The 13,612-nt window shown below is 71.0% G+C and carries 9 protein-coding genes and 1 rRNA gene; 4 read left to right on the forward strand and 6 right to left on the reverse strand.

The genetic code is table 11. The features are described from left to right. Window positions 1-22: 22 nt before the first annotated feature. The 3 genes from EIZ62_RS28015 to EIZ62_RS28025 form a co-directional block, all read right to left on the reverse strand. Window positions 23-1,210, reverse strand: a complete 1,188-nt coding sequence (locus tag EIZ62_RS28015; RefSeq protein ID WP_156696635.1) for a lipid-transfer protein — start codon at window positions 1,208-1,210, stop codon at window positions 23-25. Further along, window positions 1,207-1,650: a Zn-ribbon domain-containing OB-fold protein gene (locus tag EIZ62_RS28020; RefSeq protein WP_156695450.1), complete on the reverse strand. Its 444-nt coding sequence runs from the start codon at window positions 1,648-1,650 to the stop codon at window positions 1,207-1,209. The genes EIZ62_RS28015 and EIZ62_RS28020 overlap by 4 nt, the downstream gene beginning before the upstream one ends. Window positions 1,651-1,724: 74 nt before the next feature. Further along, complete coding sequence (locus EIZ62_RS28025) at window positions 1,725-2,492, reverse strand: M15 family metallopeptidase (RefSeq protein ID WP_244376318.1); 768 nt, start codon at window positions 2,490-2,492, stop codon at window positions 1,725-1,727. 112 nt (window positions 2,493-2,604) lie between these two features. Here EIZ62_RS28025 and EIZ62_RS28030 point away from each other — a divergent pair, with 112 nt between their 5' ends. Next, window positions 2,605-3,153 carry an NUDIX domain-containing protein gene (locus EIZ62_RS28030; RefSeq protein WP_156695452.1) on the forward strand — a complete coding sequence of 183 codons (549 nt, stop codon included), beginning with the start codon at window positions 2,605-2,607 and terminating at the stop codon, window positions 3,151-3,153. Window positions 3,154-3,205: 52 nt separating this feature from the next. On the opposite strand, the gene EIZ62_RS28035 is transcribed toward EIZ62_RS28030, so the two are convergent. Continuing rightward, the gene (locus tag EIZ62_RS28035) at window positions 3,206-5,566 is read right to left on the reverse strand and encodes a glycoside hydrolase family 31 protein (RefSeq protein ID WP_156695453.1); all 2,361 of its coding nucleotides are present in this window, start codon (window positions 5,564-5,566) and stop codon (window positions 3,206-3,208) included. 223 nt (window positions 5,567-5,789) lie between these two features. Here EIZ62_RS28035 and EIZ62_RS28040 point away from each other — a divergent pair, with 223 nt between their 5' ends. Beyond that, window positions 5,790-7,775, forward strand: coding sequence for an acetoacetate--CoA ligase (locus EIZ62_RS28040; protein ID WP_156695454.1), 1,986 nt, complete (start codon window positions 5,790-5,792; stop codon window positions 7,773-7,775). A 316-nt stretch (window positions 7,776-8,091) separates the two neighbouring features. Then, a complete protein-coding gene (locus EIZ62_RS28045; RefSeq protein ID WP_156695455.1) occupies window positions 8,092-8,985 on the forward strand; it encodes a hypothetical protein in 894 nt (297 codons plus the stop codon). Between the two features lie 73 nt (window positions 8,986-9,058). Here the strand turns inward: EIZ62_RS28045 and ptsP are convergent, their stop codons facing one another. Together ptsP and EIZ62_RS28055 are read right to left on the reverse strand one after the other, a co-directional pair. Continuing rightward, complete coding sequence (ptsP, locus tag EIZ62_RS28050) at window positions 9,059-10,729, reverse strand: phosphoenolpyruvate--protein phosphotransferase (RefSeq protein WP_156695456.1); 1,671 nt, start codon at window positions 10,727-10,729, stop codon at window positions 9,059-9,061. Window positions 10,730-10,813: 84 nt separating this feature from the next. Next, on the reverse strand, window positions 10,814-11,263 hold the full coding sequence (locus tag EIZ62_RS28055; RefSeq protein ID WP_156695457.1) for a PTS sugar transporter subunit IIA: 450 nt from the start codon (window positions 11,261-11,263) through the stop codon (window positions 10,814-10,816). Window positions 11,264-11,954: 691 nt separating this feature from the next. On the opposite strand from EIZ62_RS28055, the gene EIZ62_RS28060 reads away from it, so the two are divergent. Further along, window positions 11,955-13,482: ribosomal RNA gene (locus EIZ62_RS28060) — 16S ribosomal RNA — on the forward strand. The last annotated feature ends 130 nt before the right edge of the window (window positions 13,483-13,612 follow it).

The following is a 13,612-nucleotide window of genomic DNA, read 5'->3' on the forward strand; positions in this document are numbered from 1 at the left end:
TCCGGATCGCGCCCGGTGGCGTTCAGCGAACGGCGACGACCGCGGAACCGTGCCCGAAGAGCCCCTGGTTCGCGGTGATCCCGGCCCGCGCGCCCGGCACCTGCCGTGGCCCCGCCGTGCCGCGCAACTGCCACGTCAGCTCGCAGACCTGGGCGATCGCCTGGGCCGGTACCGCCTCCCCGAAGGAGGCGAGGCCGCCGCTCGCGTTCACCGGCACCCGGCCGCCGAGCGCCGTGGCGCCCTCCCGCAGCAGCTTCGCCGCCTCGCCCCGGCCGCACAGGCCGAGGTCCTCGTACCACTCCAGTTCCAGAGCCGTCGACAGGTCGTACACCTCCGCCAGGGACAGGTCCCCGGGCCCGATGCCCGCCTCCTCGTACGCGGCGGTCGCGATCGCCTCCCGGAAGGGCGGCGCGGGCGCGGCGCCGGCCGCCGAGTCCGTGGCGATGTCGGGCAGGTCGAGCACGGCACGCGGATACGTGGGCGTGACGGTCGACACCGCGCGGACGCGGACCGGCTCCCCGACCCCGTGCACGCGCGCGTACGCCATGGACGACAGCACCAGCGCGGCGCCCCCGTCGGAGGTCGCGCAGATGTCGAGCAGCCGCAGCGGGTCGGCCACCACGGGGGAGGCGGCCACCTCGTCCGGTGTCACGGGGGTGCGGTAGCGGGCGTGCGGATTGAGGGCGCCCGCCGCCGCGTTCTTCACCTTGACCAGCGCGAAGTCCTCGGGCGTGTCCCCGTACACGGCCATGCGGCGCCGGGCGTAGAGCGCGAAGTACGCCGGATTGGTCGCCCCGAGCAGCCGGAACCGCAGCCAGTCGGGGTCGTCCGGCCGGTCCCCGCCGGCGGGCGCGAAGAACCCCTTGGGCGCCGCGTCCGCACCCACCACCAGCACCACGTCCGCCAGTCCGGCCAGGATCTGCGCCCGCGCGGTGGCGATGGCCTGGGCGCCGGAGGCGCACGCCGCGTACACGCTGCTCACCCTCGCGCCCTGCCAGCCGAGCGCCCGCGCGAACGTCGCGCCCGCCACGTACCCCGGATAGCCGCCGCGCACGGTGTCGGCGCCGACCACCGCGTCCACGTCCCGCCAGCCGACCCCCGCGTCGGCGAGCGCGGCCCGCGCCGCGGCCGTCCCGTACTCGACGAAGGAACGGCCCCACTTCCCCCACGGGTGCATGCCCGCGCCCAGCACCGCGACATCGCCGCTCATGAGGTCACCGGACGCCAGTGCCAGGTGGTCCACGTCGTGTCCGCGTCCTCGTGGAGCACCCCGGGGACCAGCTCCACCTCCATGCCGACGGCCAGGTCCGCGACGCCCACACCGGGAGCCGCCTGCCCCAGCACCACCATGGCCTCCGCCGCCAGCTCGACGGCGACGAGGGTGTACGGCTCCCACGGCACGGAGGGGTCCGAGACGTACGGCGCGGGCGGCCGGTAGCGGCCGTCGGTGTACGACCAGACGCGCCCGCGCCCGGACAGCGGCACCTCCAGCAGCTCGCCGCCGCCCGCGCAGTCCGGGTTGCGGCAGAAGGCGCCCTCGGGCGGGAAGAAGACCGCCGAACAGGCCGAGCAGCGCGTGCCCAGCAACCGGAACCCACCGGGAGCGTCGGTGAACCACCCCGCCACCGCAGGTGTGCGTGCACGAGTCAAGACCCCTCCCCGGCAACGAAAGTGACGGTACGTCAGGAGTGTGACACGGGTGGCCCCACCCCCGCGAGAGGCCGTCAGTGACCCGCCACCGACCTCCTGGCTACGGGGAAGTCGAAGTACGTCTCCGGGAAGAGCTCCGGCTTGTGGGTGAAGTGCCACCACTCCTCGGGCAGGTTGACGAACCCCACCGCCGCGAGCGTGTCCTTCAGCAACTGGCGGTGGGCCCGCTGCGCTCCCTGGATCCGGGGGTCGTCCGTGTGGGAGAGCGTGTCGAAGCAGTCGAAGCCCGTCCCCATGTCGACGGAGTTGTCCGGGAAGCGCTCCGCCTGGGGGGCGTAGCACGGGACCAGCTTCTCGCCGGGCACGTACGGGCGGGTCGGCGCCGCGGGCAGCTTCACGAGCGTCACGTCGACCGTGGAACCCCTGCTGTGCCCGGATTTCTCGGCGATGTACCCGTCCGCGAAGAGCCGCGACTTGGCCACGAGCGGGTAGAACTCCGCCTTCATCCGCTCGTCCTGGAGGTCCTTCGCCCAGCGGACGAAGTGGTCCACCGCGCGCTGCGGCCGGTAGCAGTCGTACACCTTGAGCGAGTACCCCTGCCGCAGCAGCCTCACCTGCGCCCGGTGGAGGGCCTGCGCGGCCGGCCGCGTGAGGATGCACAGGGGGTGCCGGTAGCCGTCCACCGGCTCGCCGACGAAGTTGTGCCGGGTTGTGTAGCGGATCTCCTGCATGATCGTCGGATCGACGGAACGCAGGGCCACGAACGCGCGCGGGGCCTTGGGCTCGGGCGTGGCCCGCACGACGGGCGCTGCGGCGGTCGACGCGGCGGCCGCCGACGTCATGGGCGCTGCCGTCGTGGCCGTCGACGTCGTCGCCGTCGACCCGAGGACGAGCGCGGTGGCGGCGACGGTCACCAGGGCACGGACAGCGGATGCGGCGGAAACGAATCCAGTCATGCGCACCGTCTATCAAATCCCGTCCGTGTCGGTACAGTCCGTCTCCGTGAAGGACTCCCACTGCACGAGTTGCGGCGCCCCCTACCCGGCCGGCGCGGGCTGGCCCCGTGCCTGTCCCGGCTGCGGCGCCGTCGCCTACCGCAACCCGCTGCCCGTCGCCGTGGCCCTGCTGCCCGCGACCGACGCACACGGCACCGGACTCGTCGTCATCACCCGCACCATCGAACCCCATCGCGGCGGGGTGGCCCTGCCGGGAGGGTTCATCGACCACGGCGAGGACTGGCGGGACGCGGTGGTGCGCGAACTGAAGGAGGAGACCGGCATCGAGGCCGCCGCCCGCGACGTCACCCTGGCCGACGCGATGAGCTCACCCGCCGGCCACCTGCTCGTCTTCGGCCTCCTGCCCGAGCGCCCGGCCGCCGCCCTCCCGCCCTCCGCCGCCACCGACGAGACGGCCGGACACCACCTGCTGCACGCCCCGCAGGAACTGGCCTTCCCGCTCCACACGGCGGCGGTCGCCAACTGGTTCGCGGGCCACTACCACTGACGGCCACGCCTCTCCATCCCCCCGCGCCCCGACCCAGCCCCTCACCCCACCCTCACCCCAGCCCCCGCACCTCCACCCCCTCCACCCGCACCGCCGCACCCTCGGCCATGACGCGCTCCACCACGACCTCCCCGTCCACCAGCCGGGACGTGTACCGCTCGATCTCCGCCTCCGCCCACCCGTCGCCCGCGTCCCGCACCACGAGCCCCCCACCGGTGCGCCCCGCCGCCGGGGCCCACACCTCCAGCCCGGCCGTCCCGTCCCCGCCCCGCACCGGGAGCACCGCGCCGGCCCGTACGAACACCGGGATCCGCGACAGGGGCGCGTCCACCAGCACCTGGCCGGGGCCCTCGTACGCCCGGCCGGTCGCCCTGTCGTACCAGCGCCCGCGCGGCAGCCGGACCGCGCGCCGGTCCGTGCCGCGCGCCAGTACGGGGGCGACCAGCAGCCCGTCACCCAGCAGGAAGGCGTCCTCGCAGTCCCGCAGCGCCCGGTCCTCGGGGGAGCCCCACCAGACGGGCCGCGCATAGGGCGCGCCCGTGCGGCGGGCCAGGTGCGCCAGCGTGACGAAGTAGGGGCGCAGCCGTTCCCGTTCGGCCAGCGCGGCCCGGGCGTGTTCGAGGACCCGCGGCCCGAACTCCCACGGTTCGCGCCGTCCCGCGTCGATCGCCGCGTGCGTACGGAACAGCGGCAGCCAGGCACCCAGCTGGAACCACCGCAGGAACAGCTCCGGTGACGGGCTGCCGTCGAAACCGCCCACGTCCGGACCCGAGTACGGCACGCCGCACAACCCCAGGCCCAGCACCAGCGACAGGGACGCGCGCAGCCCCGGCCACCCGGTCGACACGTCTCCGGACCAGGTCCCGCCGTACCGCTGCATCCCGGCCCAGCCGGAGCGGGAGAACAGGAAGGGCCGCTCGTCCGGGCGCAGCCGCCGCAGGCCCTCGTACCCGGCCCTGGCCATCGCCAGCCCGTACACGTTGTGGGCCTCCCGGTGGTCGCCTCCCCGGCCCTCCAGGACGTGCCGTGCCGACCGCGGCAGCGTCATGTCCCCGAAGGGCGTGAAGGAGACCGGCTCGTTCATGTCGTGCCACACCCCGGAAAACCCCTGCGCCAGCCGCTCCTCGTAGAGCCCGCCCCACCACTCGCGCACCGCCGGGTCCGTGAAGTCCGGGTACACGCACTCACCCGGCCACACCACCCCGCGCACCACAGCGCCCCGGGAGTCCCGGACGAACGCCCCCGAGGCGCCCACGCGGGAGCCGCTGTCATGGACGGCGTTCCCGCTCTCCGCCTTCACCGCCGGGTCGACGATCGACACCAGCCGCACCCCGTCCTCCCGCAGCGTCCGCGCGAGCCCCCGCAGGTCGGGGAACCGCTCCTCGTCCACCGTGAACACCTGGTGCCGGTCGTAGTGGTCGATGTCCAGGTGCAGCGCCGACAGCGGCAGGTTCCGCTCCCGGTAGCCGGCCACCACCCGGCGCACCTCCTCCGCGCTGCCGAACCCCCAGCGGGCGTGCTGCGGCCCGAGCGCCCACGACGGGGGGAGCGCCGGCGCGCCGGTGAGGACCGTCCAGCCGTGGAGCACGCGCGCGGGGGTGCCGACGACCACCCAGCAGCGCAGCGGCCCCCCGCTCATCCGCACCTCGCTCGCACCCGGCCGGTCGTGTCCCGAGCCCGCGCCCTCCTCGCCCTCCCGCAGCGTCACCTCCCCGTCCCAGGAGTTGTCGTGGAACGCCAGGTGCGTACCCGCGTCGGACACGACCAGCTGCACCGGCATGGTGATGTAGAGCGGATCGTCACCGGGCCCGAAGCTGCCGCGCGGGTCGGTGTTCCACAGCCGGTACGTCCCGCTGCGCAGCCGCGGCCCGCCGGCCCGCCCGCCCAGCCCGAAGAACCGCGCGTCGGCCGGCACCTCCGACCGCTGCACCCACCGCGCCGGGCCCCCGGCGGCCGGCTCCCACCACCGGGGCGGCACGTCCCGCCGCAGGACGACGCCGCCCGGCGTACGGACCTCCACGGCGCCGTTCCGCGACACGGCCACGGTCACCCGCTCCGACACCACCCGCCAGCCGCCGCCCTTGTCCGGCTCCAGCTCCGCCCGGGGGTCGGGCTCCGGGGGACGGCCCGCCAGGGCGTACGAGGGCAGCGGCTCCGCCCCGTCCCAGCCCCAGAACACGGCGCCGCCGGTGGTGACGTACACCCGTACCGCGGACCGGGCGAACCGGACGAGCCCACCGCCCGGCAACGGCTCGACACCCTCGACGGGCCCCGGCACCCGCGCCCGCTCGGCGCCCCGCGGCCGCAGCGCCTCGGCGTCGATCCGGCGCCGCCGCCACGCCGACCGCACCGCCCGCAGCCCGCCCACCGGCTTGAGGATCCTCACCGAGCGCACCAGATCACGACCGTCCATGCGCCCACCCTGCCAGCCGTCCCACACCCCGCAGGGCGCGTTCAACCGCCGTTCACCCATGGTGGGAGCACATGTTCATCCCGCCGACCATAGGTGGCGAGCCCTGGTGCGAACAACGATCACATGGCATCGTCCTGCTGAGCCGCGTCACGCGCACACCCCCGCACGTGCGCGCGACCCACGCGGACCCGCGTACAGGGACGTACAGCCAGGGAGCAGATCCATGACCACAGAGCACGCCCCCTCCGAGCCGCTCTGGCAGCCCGGCCAGGACCGCATCGACGCGGCCGCGGTCACCCGCTTCCAGACCTGGGCGGCCGAGCGGCACGGCGCGCCCGCCGAAGGCGGCTACGCCGCACTGCACCGCTGGTCCGTCGACCACCTGGAGACCTTCTGGCAGGCGGTCGCCGAGTGGTTCGACATCCGCTTCTCCACGCCGTACGAGAGCGTCCTCGGCGACCGCTCCATGCCCGGCGCGCAGTGGTTCCCCGGCGCCACCCTCAACTACGCCGAGCACGCGCTGCGCGCCGCCGCCGACCGGCCCGACGCGCCCGCCCTGCTCCACGTGGACGAGACGCAGGAGGTGACGCCGGTCAGCTGGGCCGAGCTGCGCCGCCAGGTGGGCGCGCTCGCCGCAGAGCTGCGCGCCCTCGGCGTACGCCCCGGCGACCGGGTCAGCGGCTACCTGCCGAACATCCCGCAGGCCGTCGCCGCCTTCCTCGCCACCGCCGCCGTCGGAGCCGTGTGGACCTCCTGCGCCCCCGACTTCGGCGCCCGCAGCGTCCTCGACCGCTTCCAGCAGGTCGAGCCGGTCGTCCTGTTCACCGTCGACGGCTACCGCTACGGCGGCAAGGAGCACGACCGCCGCGACACCGTCGCCGAGCTGCGCCGCGAGCTGCCCACTCTCCGCGCGGTGGTGCACATCCCGCTGCTCGGCACGGACACCCCCGAGGGCGCGCTCGCCTGGTCCGCGCTCACCACCGGGGACAGGGAGCCCGTCTTCGAGCAGGTCCCCTTCGACCACCCCCTGTGGGTCCTGTACTCCTCCGGGACGACAGGCCTGCCCAAGGCGATCGTCCAGTCCCAGGGCGGCATCCTCCTGGAACACTTCAAGCAGCTCGGCCTCCACTGCGACCTGGGCCCCGAGGACCGGTTCTTCTGGTACACCTCCACCGGCTGGATGATGTGGAACTTCCTCGTCTCCGGCCTGCTCACCGGCACCACGGTGGTCGTGTACGACGGAAGCCCCGGCTATCCGGACACCGGCGCCCAGTGGCGCGTCGCCGAGATCACCGGAGCCACCCTGTACGGCACGTCCGCCGCCTACGTCATGGCCTGCCGCAAGGCCGGCGTCCACCCCTCGCGCGACCACGACCTGTCGCGGATCGCCTGCGTCGCCACCACCGGTTCGCCGCTCCCGCCGGACGGTTTCCGCTGGCTCCACGACGAGGTGCGGGACGACCTGTGGATCGCCTCCGTCAGCGGCGGCACCGACGTGTGCAGCTGCTTCGCCGGCGCGGTGCCGACGCTCCCGGTGCACATCGGCGAGCTCCAGGCCGCCTGCCTCGGCACCGACCTCCAGGCCTGGGACCCGCAGGGCAAGCCCGTCACCGGGGAGGTGGGGGAGCTGGTGGTCACCAACCCCATGCCCTCCATGCCCGTCCGCTTCTGGAACGACCCCGACGGCAGCCGCTACCACGACAGCTACTTCGAGATGTTCCCCGGCGTCTGGCGCCACGGCGACTGGATCACCATCACCGACCGCGGCTCGGTCGTCATCCACGGCCGCTCCGACTCCACCCTCAACCGCCAGGGCGTCCGCATGGGGAGCGCCGACATCTACGAGGCCGTGGAACGGCTCCCCGAAATCCGCGAATCGCTCGTCATCGGCCTGGAGGAACCGGAGGGCGGCTACTGGATGCCCCTCTTCGTCCACCTCGCCGAAGGCGCCACCCTGGACGAGGACCTCGTCGGCAGGATCAAGCAGACCATCCGTACGGAGCTGTCCCCGCGCCACGTCCCGGACGAGATCATCGAGGTCCCCGGCGTCCCGCACACCCTCACCGGCAAGCGCATCGAGGTCCCGGTCAAGCGCCTCCTCCAGGGCACGGACCTCGCCAAGGCCGTCAACCCCGGCTCGGTCGACGACCTCGACCTGCTCCGCTTCTACGAGGGCCTCGCCCGCAAGCGCGCCCAGGGAGGGCGATGAGCACCCTTCTGGACCGGTGAGCGGGTACGACTCCGCGGGATCGAGCCCGAGGACGCCGCGGACGCTGTCGTGCTGCTGCTGCGCTTCATGTTCGGCGAGCGCCGCCACCACAAGTGCGAGGCGGGCATCAACGCGTTCAACGACGCCTCGCTCGCCCTGCACCCGCAAGCTCATCACCGCCCCGGAGTTCGCCGCACGCCACCCCTTCAGAGAACCTCTGACCCGCCCGCCGCACCCATGGCCCCCCCGGCTCCCCATCCCTCACTGTCAGTGGCTCCGATTACTGTGAGTGAGCATTGATGGACCAGGGGGATTCATGGCACACACCAGGCAGACCACAGCCATGCGACGCGCCTTGCGCCGCGAAGTACCCAGCACCGTCGCCGTCATCGCCGACGAACAGGACTTCACGGCCATGCGCCACCGCTACCGCAGCTTCACCTTCGACGACCACGACACCTACCTCCGCCAGATCGAGAAACTCCTCGAAACCCTCGCCACCCAGGGCGGACACACCACCGTCGCCCTCTTCGACCCCGAGGACTACGCCGACTACTGCACCGAGACCGGACTCGACCCGGACACCCCGGCCAGCCGCAGCCGCTTCACCGCCGAGCTCGCCGCCACCGGCCCCAGCGTCCCCTACACGGGACAGCCCATCGACCGGCTCGTCCCCCTCCTCATCCACCGCGCGGTCAGGCAAGCGACGTGGGAGTACGCCACCATGCTCCTCACCGACCTGGGCGAGTGCGCCGACTGCGGCCAGGACATCGGCCGCGCCGCCTTCGACCAGGCCTCGCACACCCTGACCCGACTTCTCGAAGAAGCCGGCCCCGGCACCCACCACCTCGTCGTCAGCGTCCCCACCGACGAGCAGCTCCTCGCCACCCTCCACGCCGAACGCCCACCCACCGGCCCCGCCCGGCTCGACTCCACCGAAGGCGCCGAGTTCGTCACCGTCCTCGCCGCCGGCATCGCCCTCGAAAGCCGAGGCGGCCTCGTCCTGCGCACCATCACACCCGCCGCACCCGACCGCGTCCACGGCTGGCGCCTCGACCGCGGTCGGCTCGTCCCGCTCACCGCGGCCGAAGTGTTCAACGCCTACTGCACCGACGCCGACACCGGCGAACCCCTCCCACCCGAACCCGGCGTCGACCACCGCGCCGGATTCGACATCACCCCCGACGACCCCTGGCCCACCCACCACTGACCGCGCACCCACCACGGAAAAGGGGCTTCCCCGCCACCGGCGGGAAAGCCCCTCACCACACCCGCCCGGGGGACTACTCCCCGGACAGCACCGCCTGCGCGGCCAGCCGGGCCTCCTCGGCCGAGTCCGTCGCCCGCGCGGCGGCCGCAGCCCGCTCGCACTGCGCCAGCGTGTGCTTCGCCAGCGTCGCCCGCACATACGGAATGGACGCGGCACCCATCGACAAGGAGGTGACGCCCAGACCCGTCAGCACACACGCCAGCAGCGGGTCCGCGGCAGCCTCACCGCACACACCGCAGCTCTTGCCCTCGGCCGAGGCCGCCTCCGCCGCGAGCGCCACCAGATCCAGCAGCGCCGGCTGCCACGGATCCTGCAAACGCGACACCGCCCCCACCTGACGGTCGGCGGCGAACGTGTACTGCGCCAGGTCGTTCGTCCCCAGCGAGAGGAACTCGACCTCCTGAAGGATCGAACGCGCCCGCAGCGCGGCGGACGGAATCTCCACCATCGCGCCGAACTTCGCCCGGAGCCCCGCCTCCCGGCACGCGTCCGCGAACGCCTTCGCATCCTTGCGGTCGGCCACCATCGGCGCCATGACCTCGAGGTACACCGGCAGCCCCTCGGCCGCCTTCGACAACGCCGCCAGCTGCGTCCGCAGCACCTCCGGATGATCCAGCAGCGTCCGCAGACCCCGCACCCCCAGCGCCGGGTTCGGCTCGTCGCCCGGAGTCAGGAAGTCGAGCGGCTTGTCCGCACCGGCGTCCAGCACCCGCACGACCACCCGCCCCTCGGGGAACGCCTCCAGCACCTTGCGGTACGCCTCGACCTGCTTGGCCTCCGACGGAGCCCGCTCGCTGTCGTCCAGGAACAGGAACTCGGTACGGAACAGCCCGACACCCTCCGCCCCGGCCTCCACCGCCGCCGGCACATCGGCCGGCCCGCCCACGTTCGCCAGCAACGGCACCTTGTGCCCGTCCGACGTCGCACCCGGACCCGTCGCCGCCGACAGCGCCGCCTTGCGCGCGGCCGCCGCCTGCTCCATCTCGGCCCGCTTCTCGCCGCTCGGCTCCACGAAGATCTCGCCGGTACTGCCGTCCACCGCGATCACCGTGCCCTCGGCCAGCTCACCGGCACCCGGCAACGCCACCACGGCCGGCACGCCCAGCGCCCGCGCCAGGATCGCGCTGTGACTCGTCGGCCCGCCCTCCTCGGTGACGAAACCGAGCACCAGCGCCGGGTCCAGCAGCGCCGTGTCCGCCGGAGCCAGGTCCCGCGCGATCAGCACATACGGCTCGTCACTGTCCGGAACACCCGGCATCGGCACACCCAGCAGCCGCGCCACGATCCGGTTCCGCACGTCGTCCAGGTCCGCGACCCGGCCCGCCAGGTACTCCCCGGCACCGGCCAGCAGAGCGCGGTACGCGGCGAACGCGTCGTAGACGGCACGCTCGGCGGTGCTCCCCACGGCGATACGGCGCTCGACGTCGGCCATCAGCTCGGGGTCCTGCGCCATCATGGCCTGCGCCTCGAGCACGTGCTGGGCCTCGCCGCCGGCGAGATTGCCGCGCGCGATCAGGTCGGCGGCCACCGCCTCGACCGCCTGGCGGGCACGCCCCTGCTCGCGCTCCGCCTCCTCGGCGGGGATCTGCTTGGCCGGGGGTTCGAGGACGGCCGTACCCATGTGGCGGACCTCGCCGATCGCCACACCGTGGCTCACCCCGACGCCCCGAAGCGTTGTCTCCATTACACCTGTCTCCGATTGAGCGGCGGCCGGAGCCGCCCCGTTGAATGTCCCGACCTGCTGCCGTCGGTCACGACGGCGGTGACGTCACTGCCAGGAGAAGAGGGAGTCACCGGCCTTCACGTCGCCGTCCTCGACGACCGCGCCGAGAGAGTCGGCGGTGGCCTCCAGGGCCACGATCGGGCAGATCGGCGACTTGCCGGCCGCCTCGACGGCCGCCGGGTTCCAGCGCACGACGGCCTGCCCGCGCGAAACGGTGTCCCCCTTGTTCACGAGCAGCTCGAAGCCCTCGCCATTGAGCTGGACGGTGTCGATGCCCAGGTGCGTGAGCACCCCGTGGCCCTCGCCGTCGACGACCACGAACGCGTGCGGGTGCAGGGACACCACGATGCCGTCCACGGGAGCCACGGCCGACGAAGCCTCGCGCACGGGGTCGATGGCCGTACCGGGACCGACCATCGCCCCGGAGAAGACGGGGTCGGGTACGGCGGCGAGTCCGATGGCGCGGCCCTCGAGCGGCGACGTCACAGTGGTCATGGGGGGCCTCCCAGGGGGGTGGAGATGCTGTTGCACGCCGTCACTGCCTGTCCAGGACGGCGCGTTGATCAGAGCGTATGTCATGAGAAGTCCGGGTTCTGCCCGAGACGTCCGGGTTGGCGGACCTAGGGACCACCGGCAACGATTTGCCTCAACTGCCAACGGGCGGTAGGGTCGTACCCCTGCTCGGCCCCCGGACGCGACTGTGCGTCGAAGGCCGGCAGCGACTCTCAAGCCGGATCCTAACTGGTCTACACCTCTGGTCTACACCTCTGACGCACCTCTGTGTCCATTGGGGTGTCCGGAGGGTGGCGGTCAGGGAGACGGAAAAAGGCTGATAGAGTCGGCACCGCCAGAACGGGAAAGCGCGAAAGCGAAAGAACCGAGAAGGCAACAGCCCGCTCCAGCGGGTGGCGGAAACGGAAAACGGATCTGCTAAGCTGGAAACACGAAATACCGAAGGGAAGCGCCCGGAGGAAAACCCGCAAGGGTGAGTACAAAGGAAGCGTCCGTTCCTTGAGAACTCAACAGCGTGCCAAAAATCAACGCCAGATTAGTTGATACCCCGTCCATCCAACGGATGGTCGAGGTTCCTTTGAAGAAAACACAGCGAGGACGCTGTGAACCGAGGGGACTATTCCTCCCCTCTGGTTCCGCTCAACGCGAGTGTCAACCCGATCACGGGTAAACATTCACGGAGAGTTTGATCCTGGCTCAGGACGAACGCTGGCGGCGTGCTTAACACATGCAAGTCGAACGATGAACCCACTTCGGTGGGGGATTAGTGGCGAACGGGTGAGTAACACGTGGGCAATCTGCCCTTCACTCTGGGACAAGCCCTGGAAACGGGGTCTAATACCGGATACGACCACTGAAGGCATCCTCAGTGGTGGAAAGCTCCGGCGGTGAAGGATGAGCCCGCGGCCTATCAGCTTGTTGGTGGGGTAATGGCCTACCAAGGCGACGACGGGTAGCCGGCCTGAGAGGGCGACCGGCCACACTGGGACTGAGACACGGCCCAGACTCCTACGGGAGGCAGCAGTGGGGAATATTGCACAATGGGCGAAAGCCTGATGCAGCGACGCCGCGTGAGGGATGACGGCCTTCGGGTTGTAAACCTCTTTCAGCAGGGAAGAAGCGAAAGTGACGGTACCTGCAGAAGAAGCGCCGGCTAACTACGTGCCAGCAGCCGCGGTAATACGTAGGGCGCAAGCGTTGTCCGGAATTATTGGGCGTAAAGAGCTCGTAGGCGGCTTGTCACGTCGGATGTGAAAGCCCGGGGCTTAACCCCGGGTCTGCATTCGATACGGGCAGGCTAGAGTGTGGTAGGGGAGATCGGAATTCCTGGTGTAGCGGTGAAATGCGCAGATATCAGGAGGAACACCGGTGGCGAAGGCGGATCTCTGGGCCATTACTGACGCTGAGGAGCGAAAGCGTGGGGAGCGAACAGGATTAGATACCCTGGTAGTCCACGCCGTAAACGTTGGGAACTAGGTGTTGGCGACATTCCACGTCGTCGGTGCCGCAGCTAACGCATTAAGTTCCCCGCCTGGGGAGTACGGCCGCAAGGCTAAAACTCAAAGGAATTGACGGGGGCCCGCACAAGCAGCGGAGCATGTGGCTTAATTCGACGCAACGCGAAGAACCTTACCAAGGCTTGACATATACCGGAAACGGCCAGAGATGGTCGCCCCCTTGTGGTCGGTATACAGGTGGTGCATGGCTGTCGTCAGCTCGTGTCGTGAGATGTTGGGTTAAGTCCCGCAACGAGCGCAACCCTTGTTCTGTGTTGCCAGCATGCCCTTCGGGGTGATGGGGACTCACAGGAGACTGCCGGGGTCAACTCGGAGGAAGGTGGGGACGACGTCAAGTCATCATGCCCCTTATGTCTTGGGCTGCACACGTGCTACAATGGCCGGTACAAAGAGCTGCGAAGCCGCGAGGCAGAGCGAATCTCAAAAAGCCGGTCTCAGTTCGGATTGGGGTCTGCAACTCGACCCCATGAAGTCGGAGTTGCTAGTAATCGCAGATCAGCATTGCTGCGGTGAATACGTTCCCGGGCCTTGTACACACCGCCCGTCACGTCACGAAAGTCGGTAACACCCGAAGCCGGTGGCCCAACCCCTTGTGGGAGGGAGCTGTCGAAGGTGGGACTGGCGATTGGGACGAAGTCGTAACAAGGTAGCCGTACCGGAAGGTGCGGCTGGATCACCTCCTTTCTAAGGAGCACTTCTCACCAGCCACGGCTGGTCAGAGGCCAGAACATCGGCGAACGTCCGATGCTGGTTGCTCATGGGTGGAACGTTGATTATTCGGCACACTCGGAATCTTCCTGTCAGTACTGCTTCG

The sequence above is a fragment of the Streptomyces ficellus genome (assembly GCF_009739905.1).
GTDB lineage: Bacteria > Actinomycetota > Actinomycetes > Streptomycetales > Streptomycetaceae > Streptomyces > Streptomyces ficellus_A.

Excerpts from the sequence above, each read along its gene's own strand:
- EIZ62_RS28055 (WP_156695457.1), bottom strand. The coding sequence starts at position 11,263 with ATGACCACTGTGACGTCGCCGCTCGAGGGCCGCGCCATCGGACTCGCC.
- EIZ62_RS28045 (WP_156695455.1), top strand. The coding sequence starts at position 8,092 with ATGGCACACACCAGGCAGACCACAGCCATGCGACGCGCCTTGCGCCGC.
- EIZ62_RS28035 (WP_156695453.1), bottom strand. The coding sequence starts at position 5,566 with ATGGACGGTCGTGATCTGGTGCGCTCGGTGAGGATCCTCAAGCCGGTG.
- EIZ62_RS28030 (WP_156695452.1), top strand. The coding sequence starts at position 2,605 with ATGCGCACCGTCTATCAAATCCCGTCCGTGTCGGTACAGTCCGTCTCC.
- EIZ62_RS28040 (WP_156695454.1), top strand. The coding sequence starts at position 5,790 with ATGACCACAGAGCACGCCCCCTCCGAGCCGCTCTGGCAGCCCGGCCAG.
- EIZ62_RS28025 (WP_244376318.1), bottom strand. The coding sequence starts at position 2,492 with ATGACGTCGGCGGCCGCCGCGTCGACCGCCGCAGCGCCCGTCGTGCGG.
- ptsP (WP_156695456.1), bottom strand. The coding sequence starts at position 10,729 with ATGGAGACAACGCTTCGGGGCGTCGGGGTGAGCCACGGTGTGGCGATC.
- EIZ62_RS28015 (WP_156696635.1), bottom strand. The coding sequence starts at position 1,210 with ATGAGCGGCGATGTCGCGGTGCTGGGCGCGGGCATGCACCCGTGGGGG.